General features: G+C 70.4%; 12 protein-coding genes. 4 read left to right on the top strand and 8 right to left on the bottom strand.

Annotated features, from left to right (window positions below):
- Positions 1–11: 11 nt before the first annotated feature.
- Complete coding sequence (gene glnE / locus AAG895_RS14750; RefSeq protein ID WP_345792753.1) at positions 12–2,705, bottom strand: bifunctional [glutamate--ammonia ligase]-adenylyl-L-tyrosine phosphorylase/[glutamate--ammonia-ligase] adenylyltransferase; 2,694 nt, start codon at positions 2,703–2,705, stop codon at positions 12–14.
- A 265-nt stretch (positions 2,706–2,970) separates the two neighbouring features.
- On the opposite strand from glnE, the gene AAG895_RS14745 reads away from it, so the two are divergent.
- From AAG895_RS14745 to tldD, 3 genes are all read left to right on the top strand, one after another.
- Complete coding sequence (locus tag AAG895_RS14745; protein ID WP_345792752.1) at positions 2,971–6,801, top strand: YhdP family protein; 3,831 nt, start codon at positions 2,971–2,973, stop codon at positions 6,799–6,801.
- A gap of 130 nt (positions 6,802–6,931) precedes the next feature.
- On the top strand, positions 6,932–7,759 hold the full coding sequence (locus AAG895_RS14740) for a carbon-nitrogen hydrolase family protein (protein ID WP_345792751.1): 828 nt from the start codon (positions 6,932–6,934) through the stop codon (positions 7,757–7,759).
- Between the two features lie 103 nt (positions 7,760–7,862).
- Positions 7,863–9,308, top strand: a complete 1,446-nt coding sequence (tldD, locus tag AAG895_RS14735; protein ID WP_345792750.1) for a metalloprotease TldD — start codon at positions 7,863–7,865, stop codon at positions 9,306–9,308.
- A gap of 57 nt (positions 9,309–9,365) precedes the next feature.
- Here tldD and AAG895_RS14730 read toward each other — a convergent pair whose 3' ends face one another.
- Genes AAG895_RS14730 through AAG895_RS14710 form a run of 5 tightly spaced genes read right to left on the bottom strand, consistent with a single transcriptional unit; the run spans position 9,366 to position 14,221 of the window.
- A complete protein-coding gene (locus AAG895_RS14730) occupies positions 9,366–10,487 on the bottom strand; it encodes a PA0069 family radical SAM protein (protein WP_345792749.1) in 1,122 nt (373 codons plus the stop codon).
- Positions 10,488–10,546: 59 nt separating this feature from the next.
- Positions 10,547–10,732, bottom strand: a complete 186-nt coding sequence (locus AAG895_RS14725) for a hypothetical protein (protein ID WP_345792748.1) — start codon at positions 10,730–10,732, stop codon at positions 10,547–10,549.
- 24 nt (positions 10,733–10,756) lie between these two features.
- On the bottom strand, positions 10,757–12,160 hold the full coding sequence (locus AAG895_RS14720) for a sigma 54-interacting transcriptional regulator (protein ID WP_345792747.1): 1,404 nt from the start codon (positions 12,158–12,160) through the stop codon (positions 10,757–10,759).
- Positions 12,157–12,714: a hypothetical protein gene (locus AAG895_RS14715; protein ID WP_345792746.1), complete on the bottom strand. Its 558-nt coding sequence runs from the start codon at positions 12,712–12,714 to the stop codon at positions 12,157–12,159. The genes AAG895_RS14720 and AAG895_RS14715 overlap by 4 nt, the downstream gene beginning before the upstream one ends.
- Positions 12,707–14,221 (bottom strand): ATP-binding protein, encoded by a 1,515-nt coding sequence (locus AAG895_RS14710; RefSeq protein WP_345792745.1) that lies wholly within the window; start codon positions 14,219–14,221, stop codon positions 12,707–12,709. The genes AAG895_RS14715 and AAG895_RS14710 overlap by 8 nt, the downstream gene beginning before the upstream one ends.
- 358 nt (positions 14,222–14,579) lie before the next feature.
- Here AAG895_RS14710 and AAG895_RS14705 point away from each other — a divergent pair, with 358 nt between their 5' ends.
- On the top strand, positions 14,580–15,200 hold the full coding sequence (locus AAG895_RS14705) for a polymer-forming cytoskeletal protein (protein ID WP_345792744.1): 621 nt from the start codon (positions 14,580–14,582) through the stop codon (positions 15,198–15,200).
- 8 nt (positions 15,201–15,208) lie between these two features.
- On the opposite strand, the gene AAG895_RS14700 is transcribed toward AAG895_RS14705, so the two are convergent.
- Positions 15,209–15,871 (bottom strand): lytic transglycosylase domain-containing protein, encoded by a 663-nt coding sequence (locus tag AAG895_RS14700; RefSeq protein WP_345792743.1) that lies wholly within the window; start codon positions 15,869–15,871, stop codon positions 15,209–15,211.
- Between the two features lie 17 nt (positions 15,872–15,888).
- A complete protein-coding gene (locus AAG895_RS14695) occupies positions 15,889–17,637 on the bottom strand; it encodes a proline--tRNA ligase (protein ID WP_345792742.1) in 1,749 nt (582 codons plus the stop codon).
- Positions 17,638–17,652 lie beyond the last annotated feature (15 nt).

Below are 17,652 nucleotides of genomic sequence, written 5' to 3'. Positions count from 1 at the left end.
GTGGTGGCGGCTCACTCCCCGAACACCTGGCGCCACAGCGCGCGTACCGGCGCGCGCGCGGCTTCGGCCTCGTCCGGGTCTACCCGCGACGGCCGCTCGTTGAGGCGCTGGCGGTGCTGCAGCCGGCGCAGCTCGCGGTAGCTGTCGGCGCAGGCTGCAGCGAGCTCGCCAGGGATCAGGCCGAGCTCGCCGGCGATGCGCAGCAAGGCGATGTTGCCGAGGTTGCCCGTGAGCCGCGGATGGTCGTGGCTGTGGCCGAGCACGAGATACTGGATCAGGAACTCGACGTCGATCAGTCCGCCGGCGTCATGCTTGAGGTCGAACAGCTCCCCCTTGTTGCCGTGGGCGTCGCGCATCTTGTGCCGCATTGCCAGCACCTCGGCGCGCAGCGTGTCGAGATCGCGCTTCATGCTCAGCACCTCGCAGCGGATGCGCTCGAAGGCCTGTCCGATCGCGCGGTCGCCCGCTGAGAAGCGGGCGCGGGTGAGCGCCTGGTGCTCCCAGACCCAGGCCGACTTGAGCTGGTATTCGCGGAACGCCTCCAGCGCGCTCACGAGCAGGCCCGATTCGCCGTTCGGTCGCAGACGCAGGTCGGTCTCGAAAAGCTGGCCGGCGGCGGTCTGGCTCGAGAGCCAGGTGTTGGTGCGCTGGGCGAGGCGGTTGTATGCCTCCGGGGCCTCGAGCGCGTCGTCGTCATAGAGGAAGACGATGTCGAGGTCGGAGGCGTAGCCGAGCTCCTTGCCGCCGAGCTTGCCGTAGCTGATGACCGCGAAGCGCGGGTCGTCGCGATGGCGGATCTTGATCCTCCGCCAGCACAGCGGGAGGGTGAGGTCGAGCATGATGTCGGCGAGCTCGGAGAGGTGGTCGGCGAGCTTTTCCACCGTGAGCAGGCCGGCGATGTCCTGGGTGAGCAGGCGGAAGACCTGGGCGTGGTGGCGCTCGCGCATGACGTCCATCTGGCGTTCCATGTCCGGCTCGAGGGCCTCGAGCTCGGCGGCGAGGCCGATGCGGAAGGCGGGCCAGTCCGGCGCGCTGTCGAGGTTGCGTGCGTCGAGCATCTCGTCGAGCAGGATGGGGTGGCGGGTGAGGAAGGCCGCGCCCCAGCGCGAGGCGCTCATCAGGTCCGCCACCCGGCGCAGCGCCTGCGGGTACTGCTGGAGCAGGGCGAGGTAGGCACCGCGGCGGCCGATCGCCTCGATCAGGTCGAGCATGCGGGCGAGCGTCTCGTCGGCCTCGGGCGTGGCCACCGCGGCTTCGATCAGGCGCGGCATCAGCGCGTCGAAGCGGCTCTTGATGTTGTTCGGGAGCTGGCGGTAGCGCGGGCTGGCGTGGATCGCGGCAAGGCGCTCGGCACCGGCCTGCGGGCGGCGGTAGCCGAGCTCGCCGAGCGCCGCGGTGGTGGACTCGGTGTCCTCGGCGGTGGTCCATGTGGCGTCGAGGCTGTGGTCCTCCTCCGAGGGGTCGCCGAACACCGCGTCGAAGTGTCGGCTCACCACCTTGCGGTGGGCGTCGAGCCTCTCCAGCAGGGCGTCGTAGCTGGCGAAGCCCATCGCCTCCGCGATCAGCGCCTGGTCGGTTTCCCGGCCGGGCAGGTCGTGGGTCTGTGCGTCGTCGAGGTACTGCAGGCGGTGCTCGAGCCGGCGCAGGAAGTCGTAGGCGGCGGCGAGCTCCTCGACCGCCTGCTCGGAGAGGATGCCGCGCTCGGACAGCAGCGAAAGCACCTTCAGCGTCGGGCGCACCTGCAGCGGGATGTCGCGACCGCCGCGGATGAGCTGGAAGACCTGGGCGATGAACTCGATCTCGCGGATGCCGCCCGGGCCGAGCTTGACGTTGTTGGCGCGGTCGCGGCGCGCGACCTCGCGGCGGATCTGCGCATGCAGCTCGCGCATGGCGTTGATCGCGCCGAAGTCGAGGTACTTGCGGAACACGAAGGGGCGGGCGATGTTGCGCAGCTCCTGCCAGCGCTCGCCGAGCAGCACGCGGCCCTTGATCCAGGCGTAGCGCTCCCATTCGCGGCCCTGGGTCACGAAGTAGTTCTCCAGCATGTCGAAGCAGCACACCAGCGGGCCCGAGTCGCCGTTCGGGCGCAGGCGCATGTCGACACGGAACACCTGGCCATGCTCGGTGACCTCGTTGAGGGCCTGGATGAGCTGCTTGCCGAGGCGCTCGAAGAACTCGAAGTTGCTGATGACCTTTTTGCCGCCGGTATCGCCATCCTCGGGGTAGATGAAGATCAGGTCGATGTCGGACGATACGTTGAGCTCGCGCCCGCCGAGCTTGCCCATCCCGACCACCAGCAGTTCCTGTTCCCAGCCGGTGGGCGACAGCGGCTGGCCGTAACGCTCGACGAGGGCGGCGCGCAGCACCTCGTGGGCATGACGAAGCGCGACCTCGGCGAGCACCGTCATGGTCTCGGTGACCTCGGCGAGCGGAGCCTCGAGCGTGAGGTCGCGCACGATCAGGTGGCACAGCACCCACATGCGCAGCTGGCGCAGCGCCGGTCGCAGCGCGGCCTCTCCGCCGCCATGAGCCGCCTCGCGTGCGGCGATGAAGCGCTGCATGTCCGCTTCGCCGATCGCCTGCTCGACACTCGCGGCCAGGGCACTGCCCAGCCACGGCTGGCTGTCGAGCATGCGGGACAGATAGCGCGACAGGCGGCGTGCCGACTGCACGGACTGGGGCAGGGCTGCGGTGGGCGAGGACATGGCGTGGCTCCAGTGCGGGCGCGGATCGTTGGTAGAATGACGGCCGAGCCGGTATTCCACAGCAAGCGGGCGGTCAGCGTGCATTTTATCCGTCCCGGCAGGCACCCGGCATGTGTACATCCCCGCGTCAACGCATCGTCTCCGAGCAACGTCACTGAGCACGCCCGCGTCCCCCTTCCCCAACGGAGACCCCTCGCCGCCGGCCGCTGGCCGCAGGTCGTCCGGTGCAGCGCGCAGCGCCCGCGCCTGGGCGCTGCGCGCGCTCGTGCTGGCATGGTTCGTCGCCGCCGGCTGCGTGCTCGTGCTGCGCCACGTGCTGATGCCGGCGATGGGCGAATTCCGCGCGCCGGTCGCGGCGCTGCTCGGCGAGCAACTCGGGCTGCCGGTCTCGATCGCGCGCATCGAGGGTGGCTGGGCGGGATGGCGGCCGCGGCTGCGCATCGAGGGCCTGCGCATCGCCGACGGCGAGGGCCGCGAGGCGCTGACGCTGGAGGCGGTGGACGCGACCCTGGCGTGGTCCTCGCTCCTCCGGGGCGCAGCGCATTTCGACCGCCTCGATCTCCACGCTCCCGAGCTCATGCTTCGCCGCGCTCCCGGGGGCGTGCTCCATGTGGCGGGCATCGCCCTGCCCGCTGGCGGCGGCGAGGGGGACGGGGGCTTGGCGTGGCTGCTCGCCCAGCGTCAGATCCTCATCCACGGCGCCCGCGTCGTGTGGCAGGACGATGCGCGCGCGGCCCCTGCGCTCGTGCTCGAGCAGGTGGCCTTCCGCCTCGACCAGCGCGGCGGTCGCGTGCGCTTCGCGATCGACGCGCTGCCGCCGCCGGCGCTCGCCTCGGCCCTGGTCGTGCGTGGCGAAGTGCAGCACGCCGATCGCGCCCGCCCGGCGACCTCCGCTGGCCGCGCGTACGTCACCCTCGAGCGTGCCGATCTGGGGGCCTGGCAGGCGTGGGTCGACTACCCCGTGCCGCTTGCCGGCCGCGGCAGCGTGCGTGCCTGGCTCGATGCCGATGGCGAGGGGGGCTTCGCCCTGACCGCGGACGTGGCGCTCGACGGACTGAGGACGCGGCTCGGAGAGGATCTGCCCGAGCTCGCGCTCGATCGCGTCGACGGCCGCCTTGCGGTGCAACACGCACCGCGCATGACCCGTTTCTCCAGCGCCGGGCTGACGCTGGCGTCGGCCGGCGGCGCGACGCTCCGGCCCACGGATTTCGAACTCGGCCTCGAGCGCACGGCCGATGGCGCGCTCGCTGGCGGTTCGGTGCGCGCGAACCGGCTCGACTTCGCGGCGCTCGCCGCACTCGCCGCGCACTTTCCGCTTGGCGAGGGCGTGCGTGCGCGCCTGGCCCGCTTCGAGCCCGCAGGTCGTGTGGAGGATCTGCGTCTCGACTGGCAGGGCACGCCCGACGCGCCGCGCCGCTGGTCGCTGGCGACCCGCTTCGACGGCGTCGGCGTGCAGGCGCGCGAAGGCTTTCCCGGCCTGGGCGGGCTGTCCGGCGAAATCGAGGGCGACAGCGAGGGCGGACGCTTCCGTCTCGCGGGCGCGGCCATGCACCTCGACCTGCCGATGGTGTTCGATCCCGGCCGGCTCGATTTCGAGCGTCTGCGCGCGGCGGGCGGCTGGAAGCGGCGCGACGGCCGCCTGGAGATCGCGCTCGACGAGGCGGCGTTCGAGAACGCCGATGCCGCCGGCAGTGCGTCCGGACGCTACTGGCCGAGTGCCGGGGGCGCCGGCGAGATCGACATGCAGGCGCGCCTGAGCCGCGCCGAGGCCACCGCGGTGTGGCGTTATCTGCCCCGCGTGGTCAATGCGCATACACGCGACTGGGTGCAGCAGTCCATCCGCGCCGCGGGCGTGCCGGAGGCGCGCCTGCGCCTGCAGGGCAGGCTCGACGACTTCCCGTTCCGCAATGGCGAGGGGCGCTTTCTGGTCACCATTCGGGTCGAGGATGCGGTGCTCGACTATGCGCCCGGCTGGCCGGGAATCGACCGCATTCACGGCGAGGTGCGCTTCGAGGGCCCCGGGATGCGCATCAGCGCCGAGCGCGGACGCATCCTCGGTGTGGACCTGACCGGGGTGGTGGCGGACGTGCCCGACCTCGACGCGCCGGCGGGCGAGGTCATGACCATCACCGGACGCGCGCTTGGCCCGACCGCTGAGTTCCTGCGCTTCATCGCCGCCAGTCCGGTGTCGGAGCGGATTGGCGGCTTCACCGAGGGCATCCGTGCCGAGGGTCGCGGCGAACTCGCGCTCGAGCTCGAGATGCCGCTGCGCAAGGTGGTCGACACCCGGGTCGAGGGCGACTTCCGCTTCAGCGCCAATCGGATCGAGTTGCTGGCGGGACTGCCGGCGCTCGAGCGCGCGGCCGGCAGCGTGCGATTCACTGCCGACTCGCTCGCCATTCCGGAGGCGCGCGCGCAGATCTTCGGCCACCCCGTGCAGGTGGTCGCGCGCACCGGCGGCGATGGTGGGGTGCGCTTCGAGGCCCGCGGCCGTGCGGCCGCGGCGTCGGTGCGTGCGCACTATGACCAACCCCTGCTCGACGGCCTGGCCGGGGACACCGAATGGACCGCGGCGGTCGTCGTCGGCCGCGGCGGCACCCGTGTCGAGGTGGCGTCCGATCTCGTCGGGCTTGCGTCGAGTCTGCCGGCGCCGCTCAACAAGTCCGCGGGCACGCCGTGGCCGCTGCGATTCATGTTCGATCATCCCGCAGGGCGCGAGCGCGACGAGATCGCGCTCGAGCTGGGCGATGTGCTGCGTGCTGCGCTGCTGCGCTCGCGCACCGAGCCGGCCACGTTGCGCGGCGGGCTCGCGCTCGGGCGCGCAACGGCGGATCCGCCGCCGGCCGCGGAGCAGGGGGTGCGGGTGGCGGCGGTGCTCGACCAGCTCGACGTGGACGCCTGGCGTGACGTGCTCGAGGGCGCGCTCGAGGACGAAGCCGAGACGTCGGCCGGCGGTGGCCCTGCTTCCGCTGCCTGGGGACTGGCCGACCTCGCGCTCGCGGCAGACGAGCTGCGCGCCCTTGGCCACACCCTGAAGGCGGTCGACCTGCGCGCCACCGCCGACGCCGGCGGCTGGAAGGCGCGCCTCGAGAGCGACATCGCCGACGGCGAATTCGACTGGCGGCACGCCGGCAACGGCGCGCTGCTTGCCCGCTTCCGGCATCTGCACGTCGGCCAGGATGGCTCCGAGGTGCGCGAGGGAGGGGGCGCGGAGCGCGCGCCCGCGGCAGGGGACGGCGCCGCCGGCGAGGTGGACGAGGCCCCCCCGCGGCGGCTGCCCGCGCTCGACGTCGTCGCCGAAGACTTTCGTCTGCGCGGCATCGCCCTCGGCCGGCTCGAGCTGTTCGCGCGCAACCGCGGGGGGCTGTGGCAGCTGGAGCGCTTCGGGCTCGACAATACGGACGGCCGGCTCGCCGGCAGCGGTCAGTGGCAGGCGGCCGGACGCCAGCGCACCCGGCTCGATTTCCGCCTCGACACGCCGGACGTCGGCGGCCTGTCTCGCCGCCTCGGCTATCCCGACGTGGTGCGTGGTGGGCAGGCCAGCCTGTCCGGCCGCCTTGACTGGCAGGGCGCGCCCACCCGCATCGACTATCCATCGCTCAGCGGAAACATGACGCTCGAGGCGGGCGCGGGCCAGTTCAACAAGCTCGAGCCGGGGGTTGGGCGCCTGCTCGGCATCCTCAGCCTGCAGGCCTTGCCGCGGCGCATCACGCTCGACTTTCGCGACGTGTTTTCGGAAGGATTCGCCTTCGATCGTATTTCCGGTAGCATCGAAGTCGCTGACGGCGTGATGCGTACCGAGGATCTTGAGATTCGGGGCCCGTCGGCCCGTGTGAGGATGAGCGGCACGGCCAATGTCGTTGCCGAGACCCAGGACCTGCGCGTGCTGGTGCAACCCACGCTGTCGGAGTCGGTCGCCATTGGTGCCGCGGCGGGCCTGCTGAACCCCGCGGTCGGGGTGGTCACCTACCTGGCGCAGAAGATGCTGAGCGACCCGATCGAGAAACTGTTCGCCTTCGAGTACGCGGTCACCGGCGCTTGGTCGGATCCGCAGGTCGCCAAGCGCGCACAGCTGCCGGTGCCTGCTGCGCAGTGAGGGGCGGCGCCGTCACGCGCATCGCGGAGGACGCGGTGATCGCCTGCATCGCGGCAGGTCGCCGGCCCGACCCATCAACCAACGGAACTCGCTCCTTGCCGGAAGGCGGATCCCGGCACCCACCAGTACGATGACAGACCACACCCCATCGACCGCGCCCGTGCGCATCGCCGCCATCCAGACCGTCTCCGGCCCCGAGGTGCAGGACAATCTCGACCGTGTCGCCGAGCTCATCGCCGAGGCCGCCGCAGCCGGCGCGAAGCTGGTCGCGCTGCCCGAGTACTTCGTGCTCATCGGCCCCGACGAGACCGCCAAGGTGCGCATCCGTGAGGGTGATGGCGGCGGGCCGCTGCAGGATTTCCTCGCTGCGGTGGCGCGGCGCCATGGCGTGTGGCTGATCGGCGGCACCGTCCCGCTCGTCGCCGAGGCCGACGACAAGGTGCGCAACACCACGCTGGTCTATGACGACCAGGGGCGACGCGTCGCGCGCTACGACAAGATCCACCTGTTCGGCTTCCAGCGCGGCGAGGAGCGTTACGACGAGTCGGCGACCATCGAGCCCGGACACGCCGTCACGTGCTTCGATTCGCCGGCAGGGCGAGTCGGGCTTTCGGTGTGCTACGACCTGCGCTTTCCGGAGCTTTTCCGCGCCATGGGGGTCGTGGACCTGATCGTGCTGCCGGCCGCGTTCACCTACACCACCGGGCGCGCGCACTGGGAAGTCCTTCTGCGCGCGCGCGCGATCGAGAACCAGTGCTACGTGATGGCGCCGGCTCAGGGCGGGCGCCACCCCAGCGGACGGGTGACCTGGGGGCACAGCATGATCATCGACCCCTGGGGCGAGATCCTGTCCTGCCGCGAGGAAGGCTGGGGCGTCGTCGTTGCCGACGTGGATCCGGCCCGCATCGCGGCGGTGCGCGAGAGCCTGCCCGCGCTTCGCCACCGCTGCCTGCGCTGATGGCGACGCGCCCGGCCGGGCATCGCCTCGCGTGCTGCGTCACGCGGCGCCGATCGTTTTTGTCCGTTGCCGGTCGAACCGGCACGTGTTCCAAGGAATCCTGATGAGCAAGAGCCAGAACCCGATCAAGGTCGCCGACCGTTACCTGCTGTCGCCCTACGGCCTGGGCGAGGCGGAACTCGAGAAGACCTTCCGCAAGCTGATGCGTCACGACATCGACTTCGCCGACCTCTACTTCCAGTACCAGCGCTCCGAGGCCTGGAGTCTGGAGGAAGGCATCGTCAAGTCGGGCAGCTTCGACATCGAGCAGGGTGTGGGCGTGCGCGCGATCAGTGGAGAGAAGACCGCCTTCGCCTACTCCGACGATATCTCGCTCGACGCCCTCGTCGGCGCCGCCACCGCCACGCGCGCGATCGCTGCCGCCGGTGAGCGCCGCCGCGTCGCCATCCGTCCGCACAAGCTGAGGACGCGACTGTATCGTGCGGACGATCCGCTCGATTCGCTCGACGATACCGCCAAGGTGAAGCTGCTCGAGCGCCTCGAGAGCTTCGCGCGTGCGGAGGATGCGCGCGTGACCCAGGTCATGGCCCACATCGCCGGCTCCTGGGAGGTGGTGATGGTGGCGCGCAGCGACGGCCATATGGCGGCCGACGTGCGTCCGCTGGTGCGGGTGTCGATCACCGTGATCATGGAGGAGGACGGCCGCCGCGAGCAGGGCAGCGCCGGCGGCGGCGGACGCTACGACTACGGCTGGTTCTGCGACGATCGCCTGCACGACTACGCGCGCGCCGCGGTGCACCAGGCGCGCGTCAATCTCGGTGCCGACCCTGCACCGGCGGGCACCATGCCGGTGGTGCTCGGGCCGGGCTGGCCGGGCATCCTGCTGCACGAGGCGATCGGCCACGGCCTCGAGGGCGATTTCAACCGCAAGGGTAGCTCCGCGTTTTCCGGGCGCATGGGCCAGCAGGTGGCGGCCCGGGGCGTCACCGTCGTGGACGACGGCACGCTGCCCGACCGCCGCGGCTCGCTGTCCATCGACGACGAGGGCAACCCGACCGAGCGCACGGTGCTGATCGAGGACGGCATCCTCACCGGCTACATGCAGGACATGATGAACGCGCGCCTGATGGGCATGCCGCTGACCGGCAACGGCCGCCGCGAGTCCTTCGCCCATCTGCCGCTGCCGCGCATGACCAACACGTACATGCTCAACGGCGACAAGGACCCGGAGGAGATCATCAGGTCGGTGAAGAAGGGCCTCTACGCGGTGAACTTCGGCGGCGGCCAGGTGGACATCACCTCGGGCAAATTCGTCTTCTCCACCGCCGAGGCCTACCTGATCGAGGATGGCAAGGTCACCCGCCCGGTCAAGGGCGCGACCCTCATCGGCAACGGCCCGGATGCGCTCACCAAGGTGAAGATGATCGGCAACGACATGCGTCTCGATCCTGGCGTCGGAACCTGCGGCAAGGACGGCCAGAGCGTGCCGGTGGGGGTCGGCCAGCCGACCCTGCGTATCGACGGACTGACCGTCGGCGGCACGGCCTGAGGGGTGGGCCCGCCGCAGCCTCCGCGCCTGCCGGAAGGCGATGCGGCGCCACGTCGTTCAGAACAGCGCGAGCTGCGGCCCGGCCGCAGCCGGAGGGCGGAAGCGCGTGGTATTGAGGCTGGGGCGCATGCGGCCCATGCCCAGCCTGGCCTGCAAGCGGCGCAGGCGCTGGCTGTAGAGCTCGGCGAACACGCCCTCGCCGCGCATGCGGTGGCCGAAACGCGCGTCGTTGGCGCGCCCGCCTCGCACTTGGGCGATGCGGCTCATCACATGGGCCGCTCTGTCGGGGGCATGCGTCGCCAGCCAGTCCTCGAAGAGTGGCCTCACCTCCATCGGCAGGCGTAGCACCACGTAAGCTGCGCTGCGCGCGCCGGCCGCGTGTGCGGCCTCGACGACGGCCTCGAGTTCGTGATCGTTTAGCGCCGGGATCAGAGGTGCGCACAGCACACCGACCGGTATGCCGGCTTCGTGCAGGCGGCGCAGGGTTTGCAGCCGCCGTGCCGGGCGTGCCGCGCGCGGCTCGAGGCGGCGCGCCAGCGCATCATCAAGGGTGGTGATGGAGACCGTGACCTCGACCAGGCCGTCGCGCGCGAGCGCGGCGAGCAGGTCGATGTCGCGCTCGATCAGCGCCGACTTGGTGATCACGCTCACGGGATGCCTGCTCTCGAGCAGGACCTCGAGGATCTGGCGGGTGAGGCGGGTGTGGCGCTCGACGGGCTGCCAGGCGTCGGTATTCATGCCGAGCGCGATCGGCGCGCAGCGATAGGACGCCGCCGCGAGCTCGGTGCGCAGGACCGTCGGCGCGTCCGGTTTCCAGAACAGGCGGGTCTCGAAATCCAGCCCCGGCGAGAGGTCCAGCCAGGCGTGGCTGGGACGGGCGAAGCAGTAGATGCAGCCATGCTCGCAGCCGCGATAGGGGTTGATCGAGCGGTCGAAGGGGACGTCGGGCGAGGCGTTGTAGCTGATCACGCTGCGCGCGCGATCGACGAGGAGCTGCGTCTCCGGCCGCGGCCCATCCTCATCTCCCGCGTCGTTCCAGCCGTCGTCGAAGGTTTCGCGTCGATGGGCGAGATAGCGGCCGTCCGGTCGGCTTGCAGTGCCGCGTCCGCGCGCGAGAAATGCCACCTTTACGGCGGCCTCGGGTGGGTTGGGTGTTGAGCTGTTTTTATATACAGTCATGAGGCCGGAGTCTCCGCCTCATGACCGCATCCGTCAAGCTCGTCGGGGCGTTGCGCCGCTCAGGTCTGGGCAGGCTTGTCCTTGCGCTCGTCCGGCGTGGTGGTGGCCGGTTTGTCGCTGCTGCAGCCGGTGGCGACATTGAGGCGGGGGGCGTCGAGCAGGCGGGCTGCCTGTGCCGGGGTGGCGATCGAGTAGGCCATTGCGGTGGTGGTGAGGATGGCGGCGATGGTCTGGCGTTTGATCATGTCTGGCTCCTTGGGTGTTCTCGTTCATTGTTCGACATCGGGTCCGTCGCCGCGAAACAGGTCGGGCGTGAGGCCGTGTCGCTGCAGCAGGCGGTAGAACTCGGTGCGGTTGCGTTCGGCCAGCCGTGCAGCGTCGGAAACATTACCCGCAGTAAGTTTCAGCAGCTGTATCAGGTAGTTTCGCTCGAAGCGGCGCTTGGCCTCGGCGTAGCCGAGCGCCTCCATCGGCCTCACGCGCAGCGCGCGCTCGACCAGGGCGCGCGGGATCAGCGGCGTGGTGGCGAGCGCGCATACCTGCTCGACGACGTTGTGCAACTGGCGCACATTGCCCGGCCAGGGGGCGGTGGCGAGTGCCTCGAGCGCGTCGGCGGCGAAGCCGGTGAGGCGTTTGTCGTACTTCCGCGCCAGGCTGCGCAGGAAGTGTTCGGCCAGCAGCGGGATGTCCTCGCGGCGTTCGGCCAGGGTGGGCAACTCGAGGTGAACGACGTTGATGCGGTAGTACAGATCCTCGCGGAACTGGCCTTCGGCGAGGGCGGCGTCGAGATCGCGGTGGGTGGCCGAGACGATCCGCAGGTCCACCGCCTGTGCCCGGGTCGCGCCCACCGGGCGCACGGCGCGCTCCTGGAGTACGCGCAACAGCTTCACCTGCAGCGCCGCGGGCATGTCGCCGATCTCGTCGAGGAACAGGGTGCCGCCGTGTGCGGCCTGGATGAGACCGGTATGAGCGCTGGTGGCGCCGGTGAACGCGCCGCGCACATGGCCGAACAGCTCGGATTCGAGCAGGGGCTCGGGGATGGCGCCGCAGTTGATGGCGATGAAGGGCGCTGCTGCGCGAGGGCTGGCGAGGTGAATCGCGCGTGCGAGCAGTTCCTTTCCGGTGCCGCTGTCGCCACGGATCAGCACGCTGGCGTCCGAGGCGGCGACGAGGCGGGCCTCGTCGAGGAGGGCGTGCATGCGGCTGCTGTGGCTGATGATGGCTGCGCGCCAGGCGGCATTGTCGACGGTGCGGGGTGCGGCGGTTGGCGTCGAGCGCTGGAGCGCCTGGCGGATGCCCTGCAGCAGGGCCTTGCTGTCGAAGGGCTTGGTGAGGTAGCCGGCCACCCCCCGCGAGGTCGCCTCGACCGCGTCCGGGATGCTGCCGTGGGCGGTGAGCAGGATGACGGGCAGCGCCGGGTGCTGACGGCGGATGTCTTCGAACAGCGCGAGTCCATCGCCGTCAGGCAGGCGGACGTCGCTCACCACGAGATCGAAGCGCTCGACCCCGAGCCGCATGCGTGCTGCCTGTACGCAGTCTGCCGTGGCGACGCGGTAGCCGCTGGCCCGAAGGCGCATCGCGAGCAGCCGGAGTAGGTCGGCGTCGTCATCCACCAGCAGCAGGCGCGCCTCTGGCGCCCCGCCGGCGGCCTGCGGTTCGGTCCCCTGCGTCATTGCGGCGGACCGGGACGGGGGGGTGGGGCGGGCGGGGTCAGTCGGCGCTCGATCTCGGTCAGGGCATCGAGCTTGCGCCGCAGTTCGGCGTTCTGGCGCCGCAGCTCCCCGAGTTCGCCTTCTCGCTCGCCGCTATCGTGCTCGCGCTGCTCGAGCTCGCGGCTCAGGCGCTCGTTCAGGCTTGCCAGGCGCTGGCGTTCGCGCACCTGTTCGAGCAGCGCTCGCGCATAGGGATGGACGGCGCGTGCCTCGGGACGATCGTCGGCCAGCAGGCTCTCGAGGGCGCGCCGGGCCGTGGCGAGGCGGGCCTGACCGGGCTGGGCTGCCTGCACCGCGATATGAAGCTTCTGCTGAGCGGCCTCATGGGCACTGGCTTCGACGGTCGTTTCCGGTGTCGGGGCCTCTGCGGCCAGCCACTGCGGCAGCGTGCCGCAGCCGCCGAGCGCGACCGCGAACAGGGCGGCCGCGAAATGCATCGCAGCCGGCCGCGGCCACACGGGGGTACGCGGAAAGCGGGCGACGGAGGGCGAAAGGAAGGCGTGACGTTCAGGCATGCGGTAATTCGACCCGGAAGTGGGCGCCCTGTTCGCTCGGTAGCGCGCGCACCTGGCCGTGATGCGCGGTGATGAACTCGCGCACGATCGCCAGCCCGATGCCGCTGCCCTTGGTCGCACCGGGCGCGCTGCGCCGGCCCTGGAAGAACGGTTCGAAAATGCGCTCGAGCTCGTCGGGTTCGATCCCGGGGCCGTCGTCGCGGCAGTCGACGATCACGCGCTCGCCGGCGAGGCCGACCTCGACGCAAATGCGGCCGCCTGCGGGGCTGAAGGCGATCGCGTTGGCGAGCAGGTTGGAGAAGGCGATGCGCAGCTTGCCGACATCGGCATGGACGATCGGCGCCGTACCGGAGAACTCCATCGTGATGCCGCGCGCCTGGGTGATCAGCTGATGTTCGCCACCCACCTCGCGCAGCAGCGGCATCAGCGCGCTCGGCTGCAAGTGCAGCGTGCGGGCGTCGAACTGGCTCGCGTTGTACTTCAGCAACTGCTCGATGCGTTCCTGCAGTGCGCGTGCACTGTGCTCGAGGATGCCGGCGACTTCCCGCTGCTCGGCATTGAGACGGCCGAGCACGCCGTCGGCGAGCAGGGCGACGCCTTCGCGCAGGGAGGCGAGCGGGGTCTTGAGCTCGTGCGACACGTGGCGCAGCACGCGGTTGCGGTTGGCTTCCAGCTCGGCCAGGCGCAGGCGCAGCCAGTCGAGACGCTCACCGAGCTGGCGCAGGTCCGCGGGCCCGGAGATGCGGATTGGCTGCGCGAGGCGGTTCTCGCCGAGTTCGGCGATCGCGTGTTCGATGCGACCGAGCGGGCGCAGCAGCCACCAGCCGCTGATCGCCGCCAGTGCGCCGGCCAGCAGCAGGGCGGCGAGGATCTGAGCGGCGACGCCTTGGCGCTCGTCGTCGAGCGCGGCCATCAGGGCCTGGTTCCGCTGCGCGAGATGTTGCTCGACGTCGGCGACGAGTGCCGCGGCGAGGTGTGTGAGGCGATCGAAGTCGGCTTCGGGGGCAGGCGCCGCGTCGATTTCCGCGCGGCCTTGGGCGGTGGGCGAGTCGTCGGGCGGGGAGGCCTCGGCGCCGCTCGGCGTACCCGTGGTGGAGGCGGGCGCAGCCTCGGAGCCGTTTGCGGCGACGGCTGCGCTGGCGGCGAGTCGCCTCTCGATGGCCTGCGCAACCGTGCGCCATTCGGCGCTTCGCGCGGCCAGGGTGGCGTCGCCCCGTTCGACCGTGGCCAGGGCCGTGAGCGCGTCGGCGAGGATGAGCCGGAAGCGCTCGAGGAGCGCGGGCTCGCCCAGGACGAGGTACTGGCGCGCACTGCGCTCCAGATCGACCGTGCGTTCGCCGAGTTCGCGCGCTGCTGCGCTGAGGCCGAGCGCACGCCGGTTTCCATCCTGGATCGCGCGGGCGATCGCTTCCACACCGAGCCAGCCGCTGGTGGCCGCGGCCGCCAGCGTGCCGGCGATCAACAGGAAGCTCACCAGCAGGGTGCTGCGAAAGGACGGGCGAAGCATGGTGGGGGAAGCGCGTGGTGGCAGGCGGACTGCAAAGTCTAGGCCAGCATGGACGCGTATGCAGTCGGGGAAGTGCAAGCCGAAGTAAGCGAAGTGCCTTCGGCCATGTCGCCGTTCGGCGACATGGCCGAAGGCTGGCAAAACGGGGCATCCGGCGCTCGATACGGCGACGGCCGTCGGGCATGGGCGACAAGCTGCTTGCGTGCCGGCTGCTCGGGGCGGCTCCAGGGGGCGGTAACGAGCCTGCAAGTCTATGTTTGAATGGTGAAAATTTCTGTCCCTCCGCATCTGGCATGTGGCTTGCGTTCGGAAGGGCCGGACCGCAGCGCAGGGACTGCACCGCAATCAAGGAGAAAGCATGTTCAACAAGTCCAATCTGTTCCACAAACCCGCTGATTCCGCCGCTCTCCGCACTGCCCAGCGCCCGGTGGGCAGTAGCGTGAGCGCCACCAGCACGGCCGCTACGGCAGATGCGGTTGCCGCCAGCAGCGCGGCGACGGGCGCGGGCGAGCGCGTACCAAAGGGGGATGTGCAGGGCGCGCGCGAAGCCGAAAGCGTCGCCGAGACGACGGGTGTGGAAGCCACCGGCGAGAGCCGGCTGATCGTCGGTCCCGAGGTCAAGCTCAAGGGGGCCGAGATCCTCGACTGCGACACGCTGGTCGTGGAAGGCCGGGTCGAAGCCACGATGGACAGCCGGGTGCTGAGGATTGCCGAGAAGGGCGCCTACAAGGGTACCGTCGGCATCGACATCGCCGAGATCCATGGACACTTCGAGGGCGAGCTGACCGCGCGCAAGCAGCTGCTGATCCACGCCACCGGCCAGGTGAGCGGAAAGATCCGCTACGGCAAGATCCTGATCGAGGAAGGCGGGGAGTTGTCCGGCGACGTGCAGTCCCTGAGCGCGAGTGGCAAGGAGGGGTTGCGCGCCGTTGAAGCCAAGCAGCAGGACGCTCGCCCGCTCGCCGCGGTGGCGGGCTGAGGCGACACTCAGCGCGACCCGGCGATCGTGCCGGGTGCGCGCTGGGCCGCGGCTGCGAGCTGCTGCGGCGTCCAGTTCCAGTGTTTTTCCCAGGCCGCACGCACCAGGTTGGGATAGTGCGGCTTGCCCAGGCTGCCGTTGTAGCGGCCCAGGGCGCGGAAGAGATCGCCCTTCTCGATGTCGAGGTAGTGGCGCAGGATGGTGCAGCCGTAGCGCAGGTTCGTGCGCATGTGGAAGAGGTTGTCGTCCTCTCGGCCGATGACCTTGATCCAGAACGGCATCACCTGCATGTAGCCGCGCGCGCCCGCCGACGAGATCGCGTACTTGCGGAAGGCGCTCTCGACCTGGATGAGACCGAGCACCAGCTGCGGGTCGAGCCCGGCGCGGGTCGCCTCGTAATGAATGCTGGTGAGGAGTTCCTTGCGATAGGCCTCGTCGGGGATGCGCTTGGCCAGCCGGCGCGACATCTCGTCGAGCCACTGCGCGCGTTCGCCGGCATCGGGGATCGGCAGCGTCGGCGCGGCAGCGTCGCTGACCGCGGCGTGCAATGCGGCGCGCACGCTGGCGGCCATGGGCTCGTACTGCTGCGCGCCCGCCTGCACGCCCTGCGCCGCGAGCGCGAGTACGCAGGCGGCGGCGAACTGGCGGAGCGGGGCGGGCAGTCGGAGCATGGCCGATTCTTTGGAGGTCAGTCCCGTTTCAGGCGGTCGAGCACGTGGCCGAACACTTCGCCCACGGGCAGCTTGGCGGCCTCGGCATCACGCCGGCCCTGGTATTCGACCACGCCTTCCTTGAGTCCGCGGTCGCCGATGGTGACGCGGTGCGGCACGCCGATGAGCTCCCAGTCGGCGAACATCACGCCCGGACGTTCGTCGCGATCGTCGAGGATGGCGTCGACGCCGGTGGCGATGAGCGCGTCGTAGAGCTTCTGCGCCTCGTCGCGCACCGCCTGCGACTTGCCCCAGCCCACCGGGCAGATCACCACTTCGAAGGGCGCGATCGCGCGCGGCCAGATGATGCCGCGGGCGTCGTGGTTCTGCTCGATCGCGGCGCCCAGGATGCGGGTGACGCCGATGCCGTAGCAGCCCATCTCGAAGTGCTTGGGCTTGCCGTCCTCGTCGAGGAAGGTGGCGTTCATCGCCTTGGAGTACTTGGTGCCGAGGTAGAACACGTGACCGACTTCGATGCCGCGCTGGATGGCGAGCACGCCTTTGCCGTCGGGGCTGGGGTCGCCCTCGACGACGTTGCGGATGTCTGCGACCAGGTCGGGCTCGGGCAGGTCCCGGCCCCAGTTGGCGCCGGTGAAGTGGAAGTCCGCGTCATTGGCGCCGCAGATGAAGTCGGCCATGTGGGCGACAGTGCGGTCGGCGATCGCCTTGACCGGCTTCTTGAGCCCGATCGGGCCGAGATAGCCCGGTTTGCAGCCGAAGTGCGCGAGGATCTCGGCCTCGGTGGCGAAGCGGAAGCCCGCCTTGAGGCCCGGCAGCTTGCCGGCCTTGACCTCGTTGAGCGCGTGGTCGCCGCGCACCAGCAGCAGCCAGACGGTAACGCCGGCGGGATTGCCCTTGTCGTCGAGGTCGTCGGTGGCGAGCACCAGCGACTTCACCGTGGTCGCCAGCGGTACGCCGAGCAGTTCGGCGACGTCCTCGCAGGTGGCCTTGCCCGGGGTGGGCGTCTTCTCCAGCGCCTTGGCGGGCTCGGCGCGGCGGGCGAGCAGCGACACCGCCTCGGCGAGCTCGATGTTGGCGGCGTAGTCGGAGTCGGGGCAGTAGACGATGGCGTCCTCGCCGGTATCGGCGATGACCTGGAACTCGTGCGAGCGGTCGCCGCCGATGGCGCCCGTGTCGGCCGCCACCGCGCGGTACTCGAGGCCGATGCGGTCGAAGATGCGCTTGTAGGCGGCGAACATGATGTCGTAGCTGCGCCCGGCGGCTTCCTCGCTGCGATCGAAGGAGTAGGCGTCCTTCATCGTGAACTCGCGCCCGCGCATGACGCCGAAGCGCGGCCTGCGCTCGTCGCGGAACTTGGTCTGGATCTGGTAGAAGTTCTTCGGCAGCTGGCGGTAGCTCTTGAGCTCCTGGCGCGCGATGTCGGTGACGACCTCCTCGGAGGTGGGCTGCAGCGCGAAGTCGCGCGCGTGGCGGTCCTTGAAGCGCAGCAGCTCGTCGCCCATCTTGTCCCAGCGCCCGGTCTCGTTCCAGAGCTCTGCAGGCTGCACCATCGGCATGGTCAGCTCCATTGCGCCGGCACGGTCCATCTCCTCGCGGATGATGGTCTCGACCTTGCGGATGGCACGCAGGCCCATCGGCATGTAGCTGTAGATGCCGGCGGCGACCTTGCGGATCATGCCCGCGCGCAGCATGAGCTTCTGGCTGACGACTTCGGCGTCCGAAGGGGCTTCCTTGAGGGTGAAGAGATGGAACTGGCTGGCGCGCATGAGGGTCTTCGACTG

Source organism: Thauera sp. JM12B12 (assembly GCF_039614725.1).
Lineage (GTDB): Bacteria > Pseudomonadota > Gammaproteobacteria > Burkholderiales > Rhodocyclaceae > Thauera.
The sequence above is the reverse complement of the archived record's forward strand: the minus strand, read 5'-3'. Positions and strand labels throughout refer to the sequence as shown.